Source organism: Actinosynnema sp. NPDC023658, assembly GCF_040639995.1.
Taxonomy (GTDB): Bacteria; Actinomycetota; Actinomycetes; order Mycobacteriales; family Pseudonocardiaceae; genus Actinosynnema.
Map to the genome: position 1 here is coordinate 1 of NZ_JBFAAX010000098.1, position 16,879 is coordinate 16,879.

General features: G+C 72.9%; 22 protein-coding genes. 11 read left to right on the plus strand and 11 right to left on the minus strand.

Annotated elements, in window-relative coordinates; all coding sequences use genetic code 11:
- Positions 1–48: 48 nt before the first annotated feature.
- The 3 genes from AB0G02_RS14155 to AB0G02_RS14165 form a co-directional block, all read right to left on the minus strand.
- Positions 49–972, minus strand: coding sequence for an RIO1 family regulatory kinase/ATPase (locus AB0G02_RS14155; RefSeq protein ID WP_360793694.1), 924 nt, complete (start codon positions 970–972; stop codon positions 49–51).
- Positions 973–1,252: 280 nt separating this feature from the next.
- A complete protein-coding gene (locus tag AB0G02_RS14160; protein ID WP_360793652.1) occupies positions 1,253–1,765 on the minus strand; it encodes a hypothetical protein in 513 nt (170 codons plus the stop codon).
- Between the two features lie 67 nt (positions 1,766–1,832).
- Positions 1,833–2,780 carry a helix-turn-helix domain-containing protein gene (locus AB0G02_RS14165; protein ID WP_360793654.1) on the minus strand — a complete coding sequence of 316 codons (948 nt, stop codon included), beginning with the start codon at positions 2,778–2,780 and terminating at the stop codon, positions 1,833–1,835.
- Positions 2,781–2,866: 86 nt separating this feature from the next.
- On the opposite strand from AB0G02_RS14165, the gene AB0G02_RS14170 reads away from it, so the two are divergent.
- Positions 2,867–3,109, plus strand: coding sequence for a hypothetical protein (locus tag AB0G02_RS14170; protein ID WP_360793656.1), 243 nt, complete (start codon positions 2,867–2,869; stop codon positions 3,107–3,109).
- Positions 3,110–3,120: 11 nt separating this feature from the next.
- On the opposite strand, the gene yaaA is transcribed toward AB0G02_RS14170, so the two are convergent.
- Both yaaA and AB0G02_RS14180 read right to left on the minus strand, forming a co-directional pair.
- Positions 3,121–3,858 carry a peroxide stress protein YaaA gene (gene yaaA / locus AB0G02_RS14175; RefSeq protein ID WP_360793658.1) on the minus strand — a complete coding sequence of 246 codons (738 nt, stop codon included), beginning with the start codon at positions 3,856–3,858 and terminating at the stop codon, positions 3,121–3,123.
- 52 nt (positions 3,859–3,910) lie between these two features.
- Complete coding sequence (locus AB0G02_RS14180; protein WP_360793660.1) at positions 3,911–4,267, minus strand: VOC family protein; 357 nt, start codon at positions 4,265–4,267, stop codon at positions 3,911–3,913.
- A 205-nt stretch (positions 4,268–4,472) separates the two neighbouring features.
- On the opposite strand from AB0G02_RS14180, the gene AB0G02_RS14185 reads away from it, so the two are divergent.
- Positions 4,473–6,218, plus strand: a complete 1,746-nt coding sequence (locus AB0G02_RS14185) for a proline--tRNA ligase (protein ID WP_360793662.1) — start codon at positions 4,473–4,475, stop codon at positions 6,216–6,218.
- Between the two features lie 72 nt (positions 6,219–6,290).
- Here AB0G02_RS14185 and AB0G02_RS14190 read toward each other — a convergent pair whose 3' ends face one another.
- The 3 genes from AB0G02_RS14190 to AB0G02_RS14200 are packed head-to-tail and all read right to left on the minus strand — an operon-like array spanning position 6,291 to position 8,628.
- Positions 6,291–7,013 carry a haloacid dehalogenase-like hydrolase gene (locus AB0G02_RS14190; RefSeq protein WP_360793664.1) on the minus strand — a complete coding sequence of 241 codons (723 nt, stop codon included), beginning with the start codon at positions 7,011–7,013 and terminating at the stop codon, positions 6,291–6,293.
- Complete coding sequence (locus AB0G02_RS14195) at positions 7,010–7,714, minus strand: hypothetical protein (protein ID WP_360793666.1); 705 nt, start codon at positions 7,712–7,714, stop codon at positions 7,010–7,012. The genes AB0G02_RS14190 and AB0G02_RS14195 overlap by 4 nt, the downstream gene beginning before the upstream one ends.
- On the minus strand, positions 7,711–8,628 hold the full coding sequence (locus AB0G02_RS14200) for a hypothetical protein (RefSeq protein WP_360793668.1): 918 nt from the start codon (positions 8,626–8,628) through the stop codon (positions 7,711–7,713). Before AB0G02_RS14200 ends, AB0G02_RS14195 begins: the two co-directional genes overlap by 4 nt.
- A gap of 126 nt (positions 8,629–8,754) precedes the next feature.
- On the opposite strand from AB0G02_RS14200, the gene AB0G02_RS14205 reads away from it, so the two are divergent.
- Entirely contained in the window at positions 8,755–9,786 is a 1,032-nt protein-coding gene (locus AB0G02_RS14205) for an ABC transporter permease (protein ID WP_360793670.1), read from the plus strand.
- On the opposite strand, the gene AB0G02_RS14210 is transcribed toward AB0G02_RS14205, so the two are convergent.
- Positions 9,682–10,089 (minus strand): YjbQ family protein, encoded by a 408-nt coding sequence (locus tag AB0G02_RS14210; RefSeq protein WP_360793672.1) that lies wholly within the window; start codon positions 10,087–10,089, stop codon positions 9,682–9,684. The two genes, AB0G02_RS14205 and AB0G02_RS14210, sit on opposite strands and share 105 nt — an antisense overlap.
- Before the next feature lie 82 nt (positions 10,090–10,171).
- On the opposite strand from AB0G02_RS14210, the gene AB0G02_RS14215 reads away from it, so the two are divergent.
- From AB0G02_RS14215 to AB0G02_RS14230, 4 genes are read left to right on the plus strand one after another with little or no spacing between them, the layout of a single operon-like run.
- A complete protein-coding gene (locus tag AB0G02_RS14215) occupies positions 10,172–10,948 on the plus strand; it encodes an SDR family NAD(P)-dependent oxidoreductase (protein ID WP_360793674.1) in 777 nt (258 codons plus the stop codon).
- Between the two features lie 41 nt (positions 10,949–10,989).
- Positions 10,990–11,469 carry a DUF4442 domain-containing protein gene (locus tag AB0G02_RS14220; RefSeq protein WP_360793676.1) on the plus strand — a complete coding sequence of 160 codons (480 nt, stop codon included), beginning with the start codon at positions 10,990–10,992 and terminating at the stop codon, positions 11,467–11,469.
- Between the two features lie 7 nt (positions 11,470–11,476).
- Positions 11,477–12,484 (plus strand): aminotransferase class V-fold PLP-dependent enzyme, encoded by a 1,008-nt coding sequence (locus AB0G02_RS14225; protein WP_360793678.1) that lies wholly within the window; start codon positions 11,477–11,479, stop codon positions 12,482–12,484.
- Positions 12,485–12,539: 55 nt separating this feature from the next.
- Positions 12,540–13,274 (plus strand): hypothetical protein, encoded by a 735-nt coding sequence (locus AB0G02_RS14230; protein ID WP_360793680.1) that lies wholly within the window; start codon positions 12,540–12,542, stop codon positions 13,272–13,274.
- Between the two features lie 15 nt (positions 13,275–13,289).
- Here AB0G02_RS14230 and AB0G02_RS14235 read toward each other — a convergent pair whose 3' ends face one another.
- Entirely contained in the window at positions 13,290–13,724 is a 435-nt protein-coding gene (locus tag AB0G02_RS14235) for a ferritin-like domain-containing protein (RefSeq protein ID WP_360793682.1), read from the minus strand.
- Positions 13,725–13,788: 64 nt separating this feature from the next.
- Positions 13,789–14,232, minus strand: a complete 444-nt coding sequence (locus tag AB0G02_RS14240; RefSeq protein ID WP_360793684.1) for a hypothetical protein — start codon at positions 14,230–14,232, stop codon at positions 13,789–13,791.
- Positions 14,233–14,380: 148 nt separating this feature from the next.
- Here AB0G02_RS14240 and rimP point away from each other — a divergent pair, with 148 nt between their 5' ends.
- The 4 genes from rimP to AB0G02_RS14260 form a co-directional block, all read left to right on the plus strand.
- Positions 14,381–14,905 (plus strand): ribosome maturation factor RimP, encoded by a 525-nt coding sequence (gene rimP / locus AB0G02_RS14245; RefSeq protein WP_360793686.1) that lies wholly within the window; start codon positions 14,381–14,383, stop codon positions 14,903–14,905.
- A complete protein-coding gene (nusA, locus tag AB0G02_RS14250; RefSeq protein ID WP_360793688.1) occupies positions 14,902–15,924 on the plus strand; it encodes a transcription termination factor NusA in 1,023 nt (340 codons plus the stop codon). Before rimP ends, nusA begins: the two co-directional genes overlap by 4 nt.
- Positions 15,866–16,291 carry a YlxR family protein gene (locus AB0G02_RS14255; protein WP_360793690.1) on the plus strand — a complete coding sequence of 142 codons (426 nt, stop codon included), beginning with the start codon at positions 15,866–15,868 and terminating at the stop codon, positions 16,289–16,291. The genes nusA and AB0G02_RS14255 overlap by 59 nt, the downstream gene beginning before the upstream one ends.
- A gap of 88 nt (positions 16,292–16,379) precedes the next feature.
- The coding region (locus AB0G02_RS14260) for a translation initiation factor IF-2 N-terminal domain-containing protein (RefSeq protein ID WP_360793692.1) at positions 16,380–16,879 on the plus strand (500 nt) is incomplete at its 3' end.

Genomic DNA, 16,879 nt, shown 5'->3' on the forward strand with positions numbered 1-16,879 from the left:
CGTGCGCCTCCAGCTGTTCGGCCCGATCGTCCACGACCGGCCGGCGGGTTACCGCAGGCCGGCCGCGTCCAGCAGCACCTCCGTGACCTCGCGCGGCTCGGCCAGCTCCGGCTGGAGGCCGCGCGCGGTGAACCAGCCGGCGACGTTGCGGACGTCCCGCTCCAGGAACTCCGGGCCGCGGGGGTTCGCCGCCAGGTCCACCACCTGCGGCAGGTCGATCACGACCAGCTCGCCGTCGTGCACCATCAGGTTGAACGCGGACAGGTCGCCGTGCGCCAGGCCAGCGGACGCCATCACGGTCAGCGCGTCCACCAGCTGCCGCCACAGGTCGACCAGCTCGTCCGGCTCGGGCCGCAGCTGCGCCAGCCGCGGTGCCGCCGCGCCGTCCTTGCCGACGAACTCCAGCAGCAGCTCGGTGCCGTCGCGCTGCACCGGGTAGGGCACCGGGGCGCCCCGCTGCCACAGCGTCGTCAGCGCCGCGAACTCGGCCACCGCCCACCGCTCCGCGATGAGGTTGCGGCCGAACGCGCTGCGGTTGGTCATGGCGCGCATCTCGCGCGACCGCCGCATGCGACGGCCTTCGAGGTAGCCCGCGTCCCGGTGGAACAGCCGGTGGTCGTTGCTGCGGTACCGCTTGGCCGCCAGCAGGCACGACCGGTCGGTGCCGGGCATCGCGCGTTCCAGCAGGAAGACGTCCGCCTCCTTGCCGGTCTTCACGATCCCCAGCTCGCGGTCCACCGCGGACAGGTCCGTGACCAGCCACGACGGGTGCGGTTTCGGCCCCTGGTCGGCATCGCCCCAGGTGGACCACCGGTCGCCGTCCACGGGGACGTCCGCCGCGACGGCGTCCTCCCGCATCTGGGCGAGGCGGTCCTTGGCCTCTTCGGTGAGCCTGCCCCGGCGGCCCGGCTCGACGTCGCCTTCCGCGCGTGCCCGGGTGGCCTTCTTGGCCTTCTTGACCCGCCACCGCAGGTCGTCGGCGTGGTCGTGGTCGGATTCGAACTCTGCGTACTGCTCGTGCTCGCGCACTGGATGGGCTCCAGGTGAAGTGGGGTTGATCGCCCCACCCGGCGCGGTGTGGTCCTTCGCGCGGGTTCGCGTCAGGCGAGGGGGGCGAGCGGACGGGTCGGTGCCACGTCCCGGACAGCTGTCGCCATCGGACACCTCCTCGACTCCGCCGTGGTCTGCCACCACCGGCGCTCTGCGCGTACGGGCACAGGCTGCCCGGCCTCCCGGCCCGCGTGCAACCGATTTACCGCGACTCCACGCGGTAGCTGCCGCGCTGCCCCAGCCAGGCCGCGCCGAGCTGGGCGACGACCAGCGAGTCGTGCCGCAGCACGCGTTCGTCGTGCCACTGCGACGCCCTCGGCGCGGCGGCCAGCATGCGCTGCCGGGCCGTGCCGCTGAACTCCACCAGCGCCGCCACCGCGTCGTCGACGTCGTCCGACGCGAGCGGTCGGGACGTCGTGGCCCCGGGCAGGGCGAGCGCCGTGTCCGCGAACGTCGCGGAGGTGCCCAGGTCGCGGGCGAGCTGGTGCTCCACCGACTCCGCGTTCACCCGCCGCTGCCGCCACGCCGGGTCCGCCGCGGCGAGGCGCAGGCCGAGCAGGTGGGCCAGGCGCAGCCCGGACCACACCCGCTTCACCACCTCCGGCGCGTCCAGCGCGTCGGAGCGCAGGCCCTCCGTGAACCCCCGCAGCCGAGCGGGCGTGACGTGGTCCTCGGAGGTGTCGTCGGGTGCGTCGCCGGGTGTGTCTGGACTCACCCGGTCATTCTGGCACCAGCTTCACGACTGGTGACAAATCATTGCGTTCCGTCACGCAAACGGCGGCTCACCGGTGGGCGAAGGACCGCCGGTAATCCTTTGGCGGCACGCCCACCACGGACGTGAAGTGGTGGCGCAGCAACGCGGCCGTGCCGAAGCCAGAGCGGTGGGCCACGTCCTCCACGGTGAGCTGCGTTTCCTCCAGCAGCTGACGGGCGCGCAGCACCCGTTGCGCGGTGAGCCAGCGGTGGGGCGTCGTGCCGGTCTCGGCGGCGAACCGGCGGGCGAACGTGCGCTCGCTCATGTTCACCCGATCGGCGAGGCTCGTGACGGTGTGCTCGTGCTCCAGGTGGTCCTGCAACCAGGCCAGCAGCGGCTGGAGGCTGTCGGCCTGGTGCGGCGCGGGCAGCTCGACGAACTGCCGCTGACCGCCCTCCCGCTGCGGCGCGACGACCATGCGGCGCGCGATGGTCGCCGTGGTGGCCGCGCCGAGCTCGCGGCGGACCAGGTGCAGGCACGCGTCGATGCCCGCGGCCGTGCCGGCGCTGGTGACGATGTCCCCGTCGTCCACGAACAGCACGTCCGGGTCGACCTCGGCGCGGGGGAAGCGCCGGGCGAGGTCGGCGGCGTGGCGCCAGTGGGTGGTGCAGCGCCGGTCGTCCAGCAGCCCCGCCTCACCGAGGATGAACGCGCCGCTGCACACCGACAGCAGCGTGCTGCCGGCGCGGTGGGCCTGGCGGATGGCGTCGAGGAGGCGCGGCGAGTACTCGTCGCGGATCTTCGCGGCCGGGACGGCCACCAGGTCGGCCCCGTCGAGCGCGTCGAGGCCGTGGACGGGCGTGAGGGACGCGCCGACGCTCGTGCGGATCGGTTCTCCGGGGCGTTCGCCGCAGACCCGGAAGTCGATCGGCGGCAGGCCGTCGTCGGTGCGGTCGAGGCCGAAGACCTCGCAGATCACGCCGAACTCGAACGGCGCGAGGCCGTCCACGACGACGACGGCAACGGTGCGCAGCATGGCCCCACGCTACTTGGCAGGATCTTGATGCACAACGGCAAGACTGCCAATTGTGGCTGTTTCTTGTTCACCGCACAGTTAGTGCCATGACTTCGATCATCATCGCCCTGGCCGTCGTCGCACTGGTCGTCTACGGCCTGGAGCGCAACCACCGGCGCCAACTCCCCCTCGGCTCCCGCCTGGCCGGCAGCTCGGACGCCGAAGACCGCGACCTGCCGCGCGTGGCGGCCGAGCTGCACGTCACCGCCGCGGACCCGGCCCAGGCCGACCGCGCGCCGCGCCGCCCGGTCGCGCCCGTGCGCAAGGTTCACCCGATCCGGTCGGTCTGAGCTCCGACCCGCTAGACGATCAGGTCGGCGGTCCCGGGTCCGGTCGGCTCCAGCCGGAGCCCGGCCCTGACCGCGACCCTGACCAACCCCTTGAGGTCGCCCGGCTCGGACCGCGACTTGACGATCACCTGCGCGAGCCGCCCCTTGTGGGCCTTGTTGAAGTGGCTGACCGCGTTGCGGCGGCCCTTCCCGTCCTCGGTGACCACCCGGACCACGGCGGCGCCGGGGATGCGCGCGAGCGAGGTGTAGGGGCTCGACCGCAGGTCGACGACGAACTCGTCGGCGCCGGCCAGCACCGGTTCGAGCGCCGGCCGCCACAGGCCGCCCAGCGGCCCGACGGACGGCAGCACGCTGCCACCCGACAGCCGGTAGGCCGGGATCGGGTCGCCACCGCCGACCACGCCGAACAGCGCCGACGCCACCGAGAGCCGGGCGAACGCGCGCGACCTCTCGGTCCTGGTCAACGAGTCGAGGGCGAGCGCGTCGTACAGCACCCCGGTGTAGCGGGCGAGCGCGGGCAGGGTCGGTGAGCGGCGCAGCTCGGCGTTGCGCTCCACCTCGCCCGCCTGGCGCTCGGAGAGCCCCAGCACGGCCAGGCTCGCCGGCACGTCGGCGGCGAGGTCGACCAGGGCGTCCACGAGCTTGCCGCGCACCGGCGTGAGCTCGGGGTGCGACAGCAGGTCGAGGTCGAGCGGCGCACCGGAGCCGCCGAGGGCCTTGGTCTCCGACGGGGGGAGCAGTACCAGCACGACGGGCAAGCCTAGGTGCCCGGCGCGCGACCGCTCCCCCCGGACACCTCCGTCAGCCAGGCTGGCCGATGCAGAACCGGTTGCCGTCCGGGTCGGCCAGCACGGTCCACGTCAGGCCGGGCACGGTGTGCTCGTCGACCTCCGTGGCGCCCAGCCCGACGAGCCGCGCCACCTCGGCCGCGCGGTCGTCCACGTGCGCGTCGAAGTGCACCCGGTTCTTGCCCGGCGTCGGGTCGTCGACCCGCTGCAACCCCAGCTGCAACCCGCCCGAGCCCTCCGCCGGCGCGAGCAGCAGGAACTCGCCGCCCCAGTCGTGCCGCACCGACAGGTCCAGCGCCTTGGTCCAGAAGTCCGCCAACCGGTGCGGGTCGGACGTGTCGATGGTGATCATCCCGATGGTCATGCCCATGACCGCGCACGCTAGCCGCGCCCACCGACATCCCGGCCCCGCGCGCAGCGCCCCCGCACCACCCCCGCCGCCGCGAGCACTCGACCGGCGTCCCGGCCCGAGGTCGACCGCCACCGCGGCTGCGTGCCAGGCGGAACCCGTTGGAACTGATCAGGCCCCGTTCACTACCCTTTCCCGGACAACCCGCCCACGAGGAGCACCCACCGTGATCACGAGGATGTCGTCGCTGTTCCTGCGCACCCTGCGCGAGGACCCGGCCGACGCCGAAGTACCCAGCCACAAGCTGCTGGTCCGCGCCGGCTACGTGCGCCGCGTCGCGCCGGGCGGTTACTCGTGGCTGCCGCTGGGTCTGCGGGTGCTGCGCAACATCGAGCAGGTCGTGCGCGAGGAGATGGACGCCTTCGGCGCGCAGGAGATCCAGTTCCCCGCGCTGCTGCCGAAGGAGCCCTACGAGGCGACGAACCGGTGGACCGAGTACGGCCCCAACATCTTCCGCCTCAAGGACCGCAAGGGCGCCGACTACCTGCTCGGCCCCACGCACGAGGAGCTGTTCGCGCTCACCGTGAAGGGCGAGTACTCCTCCTACAAGGACTACCCGGTCACGCTCTACCAGATCCAGACGAAGTACCGGGACGAGGCGCGTCCCCGCGCGGGCATCCTGCGCGGCCGCGAGTTCGTGATGAAGGACTCCTACTCCTTCGACCTCACCGACGAGGGCCTGGCGGAGTCCTACCAGCGGCACCGCGACGCCTACATCCGGATCTTCGACCGGCTGGGCATGGACTACGTGATCGTGTCCGCCACGTCGGGCGCGATGGGCGGCTCGGCGTCGGAGGAGTTCCTGGCCGTCGCGGCGACCGGTGAGGACACCTTCGTCCGCAGCACGGAGTCGGGCTACGCGGCGAACGTCGAGGCCGTCACCACGCCCGCACCCGCCGAGCAGGACCCGGCGGCGCAGCCCGAGGCGCAGGTGCACCACACGCCCAACACCCCGACCATCGAGTCCCTGGTCGCGTTCCTCAACGCCAACACCGACCGCACCTTCACCGCCGCGGACACGTTGAAGAACGTCCTGGTCAAGACCCGCACGCCGGGTGACGCGGACTGGGCGCTGCTGGCCGTGGGCCTGCCCGGCGACCGCGAGGTCGACCTCAAGCGCCTGGAGGCGGCGGTCGAGCCGGCCGAGGTCGCGATGCTGGAGGAGGCCGACTTCGCCCGCAACCCCTTCCTGGTCAAGGGCTACATCGGACCGGCGGCGCTGCAGGCCAACGGCGTGCGGTACCTGGTCGACCCGCGCGTGGTGCGCGGCACGGCGTGGGTCACCGGCGCGGACAAGCCCGACCACCACGTGGTGGACCTGGTCGTCGGCCGCGACTTCACCCCCGACGGCACGATCGACGTGGCGGAGGTCCGCGAGGGCGACCCGTCGCCGGACGGCAAGGGCGTGCTGGTCGCCGCGCGCGGCATCGAGATCGGCCACATCTTCCAGCTGGGCCGCAAGTACGCGGACGCGTTCTCGCTGGACGCCCTGGGTCCGGACAGCAAGCCCATCCGGATCACCATGGGCTCCTACGGCATCGGCGTGTCCCGCCTGGTCGCCGCCATCGCGGAGCAGAGCCACGACGACCGGGGCCTGATCTGGCCGCGCAACGTGGCCCCCGCCGACGTGCACGTGGTCGTCGCGGGCAAGGACGAGACGCTGCTCGCGGGTGGCGAGAAGCTGGCCGGCGAGCTGTCCGCGGCCGGTCTGAAGGTGCTGCTGGACGACCGCAAGGCGAGCCCGGGCGTGAAGTTCGCCGACGCCGAGCTGATCGGCGTGCCGACGATCCTGGTCGTGGGCCGCGGTCTGGCCAACGGCCTGGTCGAGGTCAAGGACCGCCGCACGGGCGAGCGCGAAGAGGTCGCCGTGGACGACGCCGTCGCCCACCTGCTGTCCGTCGTCCGGGGCTGAACCCCGCTCGCGAGGTCGCGTCGATCGTTCGCGTCCTCATTCCCGGCGATCACGCTCTTCGATCGCCGGGAATCAGGGCGTGAGCGGTCGACTTCCAGGCGACCGAGCCGCGGCGCCGGAGGCGACGCAATCCAGCACAGCCGCCGTGTCCGACAGGTCGTCCAGCACGACGTGCGCCCCGGCTGCCCGCAGCTCGTCCGCGCTGCTGCGGCCCGTCGCCACGCCGATGGCGACGGCGTCGTGGCGCAGCGCGGCGTCCACGTCGTGCGGCGTGTCCCCGATGACGACCGCCCGGAAGTCGCGGCTGTGCTTGGCGGTGGCCAGCCGGACCGCCTCCAGCACCAGCTCGGGCCGGTGCTCCGACACCGAGCCGTAGCCGCCGATCTCGAAGTCCAGGTGCTCGTCCAGCCCGAACGCGGCCAGCTTGAACCGGGCGATCTCCACCAGGTTCCCGGTGACCAGCGACTGCACGACGTCCTCCCGCGCCGCCAACCCGCGCACCGCCGCCAGCGCGCCCGGGAGCGCGTGGCCCCGTGACGGCAGCAGGTCGCGCTCCCGCGTGGCCACGTCGATCAGCTCCGCGTGCATCCGCGCCACCAGCTCGTCGGTGGGCTCCAGGCCGTGCGACGTCAGCAGCTCCAGCGTGATGGCGCGTTCCGTGCGGCCCGGGAAGGTCGGCATGTGCACGAGGTCCAGGCCCGACACCGCGCGGAACGCCGTGCGGTACCAGTCGCGCCCGACACCCCGCGCGTCGATCAGCGTCAGGTCGATGTCCCACAGCACCAACGTGTTCACGGCAGCCGCACGCTCTCCAGGATCCGCCGCACGTCGTCCTCCGACGGTCCCTCGGCCACGTGCGGCCCGCCCTCCGCGACGTTGAGCGCGAACACCGACACCTTGGGCCCGTTGCGCAACGCCACCGCGCTGATCGTGGCCTTCGGCGCGTAGCAGGCGTTGGCGGACTTCGTCGTCACCTCGACGCTGAGCCGCACCACCTCACCGTCGCCGGTCTCGACGGTCGGCCCGGTGACCTCGGGCGGCACGTCCGCGATCGTGTACCCGTCCGCGGCGATCCGCTTCACCAGCTCGGTGGCGACGCCCTCCGCGTCGTCGTCGATGACCGACCCGGCCATCGACTGCGCCTGGATCATGCTGCGCCCCTGGCAGGTGAACGGCCGGGACACGTACGACGTGGTCAGCCTGATCCGCCCGGACGCGCCGCCGCCGGTCGACTTCCACGACGGCGGCACCTCGTAGAACAGGCCGGCCTGCGAGTCGTCCACGGGCTGCCAGTCCGGGTCGGGCGTGGACGACGTGCTCGACGCCGACGTGGACGGCCGCGGTGCGGCGGGGTCGTCGCCGGAGTTCATCGCGATGGCCGTCACCACGCCGCCGACGACCAGCACGACGACGACCGCGAGCGCGATCCACAGCGGCGCGCGGTTGGGCCGCTTGGGCGGTTGCTGCTGGTAGACGCCCAGCCCGGTGTAGCTCACCGGCTCAACGGCCGCACGGAGTCGACCATGCCCTGCAACTCGGCCTCGGTCGGCGGCTTGGGCTCGGCCGGCCCGCCTTCGAGGTCGCCGTTGGCCATGAACACGTGGAAGCCCTTGTCACCCTTGAGCACCAGCACCTTCACCATGCCCTTGGTGGCGAGGCACTGGTCGCCCGACGTGGTCGCGACGGCGTCCACCTGCACGCCGTCGATGTCGCCCGAGGCGCCGCGGACCTTCACCGGCTTCGGCTCACCCAGCTTGACCTCGGACTTCGGCGCGGACCTGTAGTACTGGGTGGCGAGCTTCTGGGCGAAGTCCTTGGCCACCGCGGTCAGGTCGGTCTGCGGCACCACGACGCCGCCCGCGCCGCCCCGGTTGAAGCCGTGGTCGCCGCAGTCGTAGGCCCCGTTGACGGTCAGGCCGGTCAGCTTCACGTCGTCCATGCCCTCGACGGGCGCGCTGGAGGGCGCGGGGGACCAGCCCTTGGGCACGTCGTAGCTGTAGGACAGGGACGGCACGGCCAGGCAGTTCCAGCCCGGCTTGACGGCCTCGCACGTGGGGTTCGGCGCGCTCGACTGGGTCGGCTTCGTCGTCGTGGTCGGCTTGGTCGTGGTGGTGGTGCCGGAGGTCGTGGTCTGCGCGACCGGCGTCGTGCCGTCCGGCCTGGTCAGCGCGTACGCGGTCACGCCGCCGCCGACCAGCACGACGACGACCGCGCCGATCACCAGCCACATCTTCGTCCTGCTCTTCTTCGGCGGGGGTTCGTCACCGCCGGAGAACACCCCGAGGCCGCCGTACGAGCCGCCGTAGTTCTGCGGGTAGACCCGCTGGGGGTAGCCGTGGTCCTGCGGGCCCCAGTCGCCCTGGCCGGGCTGGCCGCCCCAGCCGGACTGCCCGTCACCTGGGTAAGTCACGGCCAAACCGTACCCGGTGTCGCTCGGGGACCGGTGACGTCCGACTAATTCAGCACGCGTTGACTTAGTCGGGCGGTGCGACGTAGCCTCCAATTCAACACATGATGAACTACTGAGGAGGGCACCATGGCCGCACTGCACGACCGGCCGCCCGCGGTCATCGCGGTCGCCACCGCCGTCGTGGGCGCGCTGATCGCGCTCGTGCTGGGTCTGGTCACGTTCGGCGTCCAGGCCACGGTTCACCCGGACGGGGTGCCCCTGGCGGTCGCCGTCGGGGCCGACGCGCCGCCGCAACTGCGCGGCGTGGCCGACAAGCTCGCCGCCGGTGGTGCGGCGGAGGTCTCGTGGCGGGTGTCGACGCCCGAGGAGGCGCGTGACCTGCTGAGCCGCCAGGAGGTCTACGGGGTGCTGGAGCTCGCGCCCGGCGGTGCGACCGTCGTGCTGTCCGGCGCGGTGAACCCGTCCGGCACGCAGGTCGCCCAGCAGGTGCTCGGCGGCGTCGCGCAAGGGGCCGGGATGCAGGCGCGGGTCGTCACGCTCGACCCGGCGTCGGCCGCCGGGCGGACCGCGCCGCTGGCCGCGAGCGCACTGCTGTGGATCGCCGGCCTGGTCGCCGCGGCGGCGTTCACGCTGCTCGCGCGCAGGCCGAGCCGGCTCGGTCGGCTGGTCGGCGTCGCCACCTCGACCGTGCTCGGCGTCGCCGTCGTGGCGGGCTTCTTCACCCTGTGGGACCCCGCCCTGCCGCTCGGCGGGGGCGTGCTCGGCTACCTCGCCCTGGTCGGGGCGGCGTTCGCACTGGTCCAGGGCGCGCTGCTGAGGCTGTTCGGCATCCGGGCGATGGCCGTGCTCGGGCCGCTGTACCTGATCGCGCCGTCCGTGGCGGGGCAGGTGCCGGAGCTGCTCGCCCCCGCCTACCGGGCGCTGCTGTGGTCGTGGACGCCGTTCCGGTTCTCCACCGAGGGCCTGCGCGCGCTGCTGCACGGCGGGTCGCCGGACGCCGCCCAGGTCTGGGTGTTCGTGGCGCTCGCCGCGGTGGGCCTGGTCGTCGTGCTGCTACCCCGCCAGGAACGTCAGCCGGACCTTGCGGACGGGGTTGTCGACGTTGGTGTCGACCAGGCAGACCGACTGCCAGGTGCCCAGCGCCAGCACACCGCCTAGCACCGGGATCGTCGCGTACGGCGGCACGAGCGCGGGCAGCACGTGGTCACGGCCGTGACCGGGCGTCCCGTGCCGGTGCCGCCACCGGCCGTCGGCGGGCAGCAGCTCGCGCAACGCCGTCAGCAGGTCGTCGTCGCTGCCCGAGCCGGTCTCCAGCACCGCCAGGCCCGCCGTCGCGTGCGGCACCCAGAGGTGCAGCAGGCCGTCGCCGTCCACGTCGGCCAGGAAGTCCTCGCAGGCGCGGGTGAGGTCGTGCACGACCTCGGTGGAGCCGGTGCGGATCTCGATCTCTTCGCTGCGCATGCCTGGAGAGCTTACGAACGACCGGCGCCGGCCACCGAAAACGCGGGTGCGGCGCCGCCGTGCGGTGGGGCACGATGCCGGCGTGATCCACACCGCCATCGTCACCGGGGCCAACCAGGGCATCGGCGCCGCGATCGCCAAGGCCCTCGCCGCGCAGGGCGTCAACGTCCTCATCACGTTCCTGCGCTTCGCGCCCGCGCCGGACCCGAGCCTGCCGGGGGAGTACTTCAGCGCCCGCGAGTCGGACGCGGACGACGTGGTCGCCGCCATCACCGAGGCGGGCGGCAAGGCGCACGCGCTGGAGGTCGACCTCACCGACCCGATGGCGCCCGCCGTGCTGTTCGACACCGCCGAGCGGGTGTTCGGGCCGGTGGACGTGCTGGTCAACAACGCCTCCGGTTGGGTGCAGGACACGTTCCTGGCCGCCGAGACCGACAAGTTCGGGCGGGTGCTGCTCGCCGTCACGCCGCAGACGTTCGACGCGCAGTTCGCGGTGGACGCGCGGGCCGGCGCGCTGCTGATCGCCGAGTTCGCCCGGCGGCACATCGCCCGCGGCGGCAACTGGGGCCGCATCGTCGGCCTGACCTCCGGCGGACCGCTCGGGTTCCCCAGCGAGGTGTCCTACGGCGCGGCGAAGGCGGCGCTGGACAACTACGCCATGTCGGCGGCGACCGAGCTGTGGCCGCACGGCGTCACGTCGAACGTGGTCAAGCCGGGCGTCACCGACACCGGCTGGATCAACGACGCGGTGCGCGCCGAGCACGACGTGTCACAACCGGAGGACGTGGCCGCCGTCGTGGCGTTCCTGTGCTCCGACGCGGGCGGGAAGGTGACGCAGAACGTGATCAAGCTGCACTGATTCCACCCGATCGGGTATTACTGGCTGGTAACATAGCCGCCGTGAAGGCCTCCCGACTGCGCCGCGGCATGAACCTGTGGCCACCGTTCCTGTTCGCCGGCATCCGCGTGGTCGAACTGTCCGACGACTACCGGTACGCCAGGGTCCGGATGCGGATGCACTGGTGGAACCGCAACTACGTCGGCACCCACTTCGGCGGCTCGCTGTTCGCCATGACCGACCCGTTCTGGATGCTCCTCGTGCTGCACCACCTCGGCCGCGAGCACCTCGTGTGGGACCGCGCGGGCGAGATCGAGTTCGTCCGGCCCGGCCGCGGCACCGTCCACGCCGAGTTCCGGCTGACCGACGAGCACCTGGACGAGCTCCGGTCGCTGACCGGGGACGGCGGCAAGGCCCTGGTGTGGTTCTCCACCGACGTCGTGGACGAGGGCGGCGAGGTCGTCGCCCGCACCCGCAAGCAGGTCTACGCCCGCCGCAAGAACCGCGATCAGGTGGACGGCGGGGTCGTCGGAGCCGTGTGATGGTCCGATGCGCGCGGCCTTCGGCACCACCTTCGACGTCCCCCTCGGCTACCTGAACACCGCCAGCCTCGGCATCCCTCCGGCGCCCGCCGCCGCCGCGGTCGCGGACGCCGTGCGGCAGTGGTCGACCGGCGCGCTCGCCCCCGGCGCCGTCGACCGGCACGTCACCACGGCCCGCGAGGCGTTCGGGCGGCTCGTGGGCGTGCCCGCGGAACGGGTCGCGATGGGCGCGTCGGGGTCGCAGCTCGTGTCCTTGGTGGCCGCCGGGCTGCCCGCCGGCACCTCCGTGCTGGTCGCGCGCGGCGAGTTCACCAGCCTGACGTTCCCGTTCGCGGCGCGGGGCCTGCGGGTCACCGAAGTCGATCTCGACGGGATCGTCGCCGAAGCGGGCGCGCACGACCTCGTCGCGGTGAGCGTCGTGCAGTCCGCCGACGGGCGGCTGGTGGACCTGGACGGGCTGCGGGCGACCGGCGTGCCGGTGCTGCTGGACGCCTCCCAGGCGGTCGGCTGGCTGCCGCTCGACCTGGGCTGGGCGGACTGGGTGGTGGCCGTGGGCTACAAGTTCCTGATGTCGCCGCGCGGGTGCGCGTGGCTCGCGTGCTCGCCCTCGGCGTTGGAGCGCACGGTGCCCGCGGCGGCGAACTGGTACGCCGGTAACGACCCCTGGAACACGGTGTACGGCCTGCCGCTGCGACTCGCGCCCGACGCCCGCCGGCTCGACCTGTCGCCCGTCTGGCTGTCGCAGTTCGGCGCGGCGGTGTCGCTCCCCTACGTCGCCTCGCTCGACCTGGCGGCCGTCCGCTCGCACGCCGTGACCTTGGCCGATGCCCTGCTCGCGGGCCTCGGCCTGCCCCCGCGCGGGTCGGCGGTCGTGTCGCTGGACCTGCCGTCGGCGGCGGACCGGCTCGCGGCGGCCGGCGTGCGGTCCGGGGTGCGCGCCGGCCGCGTCCGGCTCGCGTTCCACCTGTACAACGCGGCGGAGGACGTCGATCTGGTGCTCAGAGCGCTCGCGTGACCCTCTTCCGTTACCGTGGGTCTTTGTGTCGGTTCCTCCCGAATCACCTGAAGAGGTGACGCAGCGGATCCCGCCCGTCCGGCCCTCGGACACCGCACCGCTGTGGCGGTCGGAGCTCGGGCAGTTGGACTCGCTGCTGGGCTCACCTCCCCCGCCCCAGTCGCCGCCGCCTCGCCGCCCGCCGGCGCCGGTGGCGCCCTCGCGTCGCGGGCTGCTGCTCAAGGGCCTCGGCCTGCTCGGCGTGGCCGTCGTGTCCGGGCTGGTGTGGCTGGTGGTGATGCCGAAGGACGACCAGGCCGGCACGCCCACCCCCACGTCGCAGCCCGCCGGCGAGTTCGCCTTCGCCCCGTCGCCGGACGTCCCCGAGCCGCTGAAGGACAGCAACTGCGCGCCGCACGCGTACGGGCAGACCCAGCGGTTCCTGACCGAGACGCCGTGCCAGCAGCTCACTCGCGGTCTGTACACGACGTCGACACCCGACGGGGTGAAGGTCTACACGTCGGTGTCAGTGGTGCGGATGAAGACCGCCGAGGACGCCGCCAAGCTGAAGGACCTCACCAGCCGTGACGGCACGGGCAACGTGAACGACCTGGTCAAGGACGGTGCCGTTCGCGTGCCGAACCTGACGACGCTGGCCAACGGCGGCTTCGCGGCCCGCCAGCAGGACCGCGACGTGATCATCATCGAGTCGGACTCGGTCAAGCACGGCCCCGACGCCGCCGCGCACAACCAGATGATGAAGCGGATCAGCAACGACGCCTTCCGCCTGGCCGCGGGCCTGAACACCTGACCCGGGCGCGAGCCGTCAGCCGACCCCGGCCCCCGGGAACGTGATCGAGGTCGGTGTCACGCCGGCCGTCTTGCGCCACCGCGTCGCGCGCACCGCCGACACGGTCAACGCGTCCAGCGCCGACGTCCGCAGCGACCCGTCGTCGGTCCGCTCCAGCACCCCGCGCCAGGCCACGCACGCGTCCGTCTCCACCGCGATCAACGCCGCGATGGCTGACGCCGCGCTGTCCACCGGCTGCGGCGGCAGGTAGGCGGGCGCGGGGGGACGCGGGGTCGCCCCCGAGTCGCGCAGCCACCGCTCCGTCGCGTCCCGACGGGCCCGGTGGGCGTTCGCGCCGTCCGCGACGGCCGCCGCCTGACCAGGGCCGGAGATGAACGCGCTCACCAACCCGTAGGTCCACACCGCCGCGTGCTCCGCGGCCAACGCGTCCTGCACCGCATCCACGCTCACGACGACCTCTCCGCACCGACGACGACACCCACGACCCGACCCGCGACCACACCCCGGGCGGCGCTCACGACAGCGCCTCCACCAGGCTCGCGCACCCGGCCGCCACCGAGGCCACCAGGCCCACCCGGTGCGACTCCACGGACGCCACCATGTCACCCGCCTGCTTCTGCGCCGCCTGCAACGCCGGCACCAGCGACTCGCGCGACGCACCCGCGGGCGGTGCCACCGGGGCCGACGTCGTCGGCGGCGCGGACGACCCCGGCACCCGCGGCGTGGCCCGGTCGACCTCCGCCTGCAACCGCGTCGCGTGCTCGGTGCGCGCGGCGGCGGTCTCGGGTGCGCCCACGGCCGTGGCCAGGGCGGCGTCCGACAGCGCCGCCTTCACCAGCTCCGCCAGCGGGTCCGGGGGCGGGGGAGGGGGCGGTGGTGTGGTGCACGCGACTGCCAACGGCGCGGTGGCCGTCGCCAGCAGCACCGCGCGCCTGCTGAACGCCGTTCTTCCGATCACGGGTTCCGATCCTGCCAGAGCCCGGCCATCGCCCGTGGCACGTGTGAGGTCGCTGAACGAGATAGTCTGGGCGACCACGGCCGGCGGTGTGCAGCGTCGGCCGGGGTTGCCGTGCCCTCTGCACTCGAAGAGAACTTGGAGTCACCACGTGTCCAGCCCGCCGCGCGGAGAACTCGCCGCGCAGCTAGCACCCGTCGTGCGGGAGGCGGTCGAGGCGATCGGCTTCGACCTCGAACTGCTCGACGTGAACCAGGCTGGGCGTCGCAGGCTGGTCAAGGTGGTCGTGGACGGCGACGAGGGGATCGGGCTGGACGAGGTGGCGCAGGCCAGTCGCGTCGTGTCCGCCGCCCTCGACGCGCACGAGCACCTGATCGCCGGGCCGTACACGCTCGAGGTCACCTCGCCCGGCGCGGACCGCCCGCTCACCAAGCCACGCCACTGGAAGCGCAACCGGCTGCGCCTGGTGAAGGTCAAGCAGCCGGAGCAGGTCGAGTGGTTCGGCCGCGTCGGCGATGCCGACGACACCGGCGTAGTGCTGCTGGTCAAGGGCGAGCTGCGCCGCGTCGAGTACCGGACGATCGAGCGCGCCGTCGTCGAAGTCGAGTTCAAGCAGCCGCCGGTCGAAGAGCTCGCGCTCCTCGAGGGCAAGCACCTGAAGGAGGAGTCGGAGTGAACGTCGACATCGCCGCGCTTAGGGCGATCGAACGGGACAAGGACATCCCCTTCGACACCGTTCTCGAAGCCATCGAGACGGCCCTGCTGACCGCCTACAAGCACACCGACGGCCACCACTCGCACTCCCGCGTCGAGATCGACCGCAAGACCGGCGTGGTGCGCGTGCTGGCCCAGGAGCTCAACCCCGACGGCACCGTGGCCGAGGAGTGGGACGACACCCCCGAGGGGTTCGGCCGCATCGCCGCCACCACCGCCCGCCAGGTCATCCTGCAGCGCCTGCGCGACGCCGAGCACGAGCGCACGTTCGGCGAGTTCTCCGCCAAGGAGGGCGAGATCATCGCCGGGGTGGTGCAGCGCGACGCCCGGGCCAACGCCCGCGGCATGGTCGTGGTCCAGATAGGGGACACCGAAGGCGTGCTGCCGCCCGCCGAGCAGGTGCCCGGCGAGTCCTACGAGCACGGCTCGCGGCTCAAGTGCTACGTCGTGGGCGTGTCCCGCGGCGCGCGCGGCCCGCAGATCACCCTCTCGCGCACGCACCCGAACCTGGTGCGCCGGCTGTTCGCGCTGGAGGTCCCGGAGATCGCGGACGGCACCGTGGAGATCCCCGCGGTGGCACGTGAGGCAGGTCACCGTTCGAAGATCGCGGTGCGCACGGCGGTGCCCGGCGTCAACGCCAAGGGCGCGTGCATCGGCCCGATGGGCGCGCGGGTCCGCAACGTGATGAGCGAGCTGGCCGGTGAGAAGATCGATATCATCGACCACTCCGACGACCCGGCCACGTTCGTCGGGAATGCCTTGTCACCGGCGAAGGTTGTATCCGTGCGGGTGCTCGACGAGCGCGCCAAGACGGCACGGGTCGTGGTCCCGGACTTCCAGCTCTCCCTCGCCATCGGCAAGGAGGGCCAGAACGCCCGGCTGGCCGCCCGGCTCACCGGTTGGCGCATCGACATCCGCAGTGATGCGGAGGCCGGCGGGTCCGCTCCGGCGGGCGCGGCGACATCCGGTTCGGCTGAATAAGCAACAGGGGATAGACTTCTCAGTGGTTCAACGTCGGGGATCGGATCCCACGCACATCGGCCCGGTTCGTACGTGCATCGGATGCCGCGCTCGGACGTTGCCCTCCGAGCTGCTGCGCGTGGTGGTCGTGGACGGGACTGTGGTCCCGGACACACGCAGACGGTTGCCCGGTAGGGGAGCATGGCTGCACCCCGATCCGGACTGCCTCCGCAACGCCGAGAAGCGGCGGGCGTTCCCCAGGGCCTTCAAGGTCCAGGGTCCGCTCGACGTGGAAGGCGTTCGCGGTCATCTCGAGCAGTGTGGGCAGGAGGTCGCGGGATCGCCCCGTGACCAGCAGGAAGCAAGGAAGCAGGTCGACCCGTCATGAGTCAGCCGTGAAGCTGAAGACATGAACGCGCGACGTTAAGACGAGGTCGACGGGACTTGCCCGCCGGCCTCCCTCACAGAGGAGTGCAGTGGCAGGTAAGGCCCGCGTGCACGAGCTCGCCAAAGAGCTCGGTGTCACGAGTAAAGAACTGCTGACCAAGCTCGCCGACCAGGGCGAGTACGTGAAGTCCGCGTCCAGCACCGTCGAGGCCCCGGTGGCCCGACGGCTTCGCGACGCTTACGCCAAGGGCGAGTCCAAGCCCAAGTCGTCCGGTGCCCGTCCGGCGCCGCCGAAGCCCGCGCCGTCGTCCGGCACGGGTGAGACCAGGGGCGAGACGACCGCGCGTCCGGCGGCACCCGCCGGCAAGCCCGGCCCGCGTCCCGTGCCCGGCCCCAAGCCGATGGCGCCGAAGCCGGTGGCGAAGCCCGCCGCGCCGGCGCCCGCGGCCCCGGCCGCCGCACCCGCGGCGCCCGCCGCGCAGCCCCAGCAGGCACCCGCTCCGGCCGCGGCGGCAGCCCCGGCTCCGACGCAGGCGCCCGCCCCGCCAGCCGCTGCCGCTCCGCAGCAGCAGCAGCTGTCCCAGCGGTC

Coding starts and splice junctions, on each gene's coding strand:
- AB0G02_RS14165 (WP_360793654.1), bottom strand. CDS start 2,780: ATGCTGCGCACCGTTGCCGTCGTCGTCGTGGACGGCCTCGCGCCGTTC.
- AB0G02_RS14170 (WP_360793656.1), top strand. CDS start 2,867: ATGACTTCGATCATCATCGCCCTGGCCGTCGTCGCACTGGTCGTCTAC.
- AB0G02_RS14180 (WP_360793660.1), bottom strand. CDS start 4,267: ATGGGCATGACCATCGGGATGATCACCATCGACACGTCCGACCCGCAC.
- AB0G02_RS14205 (WP_360793670.1), top strand. CDS start 8,755: ATGGCCGCACTGCACGACCGGCCGCCCGCGGTCATCGCGGTCGCCACC.
- AB0G02_RS14210 (WP_360793672.1), bottom strand. CDS start 10,089: ATGCGCAGCGAAGAGATCGAGATCCGCACCGGCTCCACCGAGGTCGTG.
- AB0G02_RS14225 (WP_360793678.1), top strand. CDS start 11,477: ATGCGCGCGGCCTTCGGCACCACCTTCGACGTCCCCCTCGGCTACCTG.
- AB0G02_RS14255 (WP_360793690.1), top strand. CDS start 15,866: ATGCGGAGGCCGGCGGGTCCGCTCCGGCGGGCGCGGCGACATCCGGTT.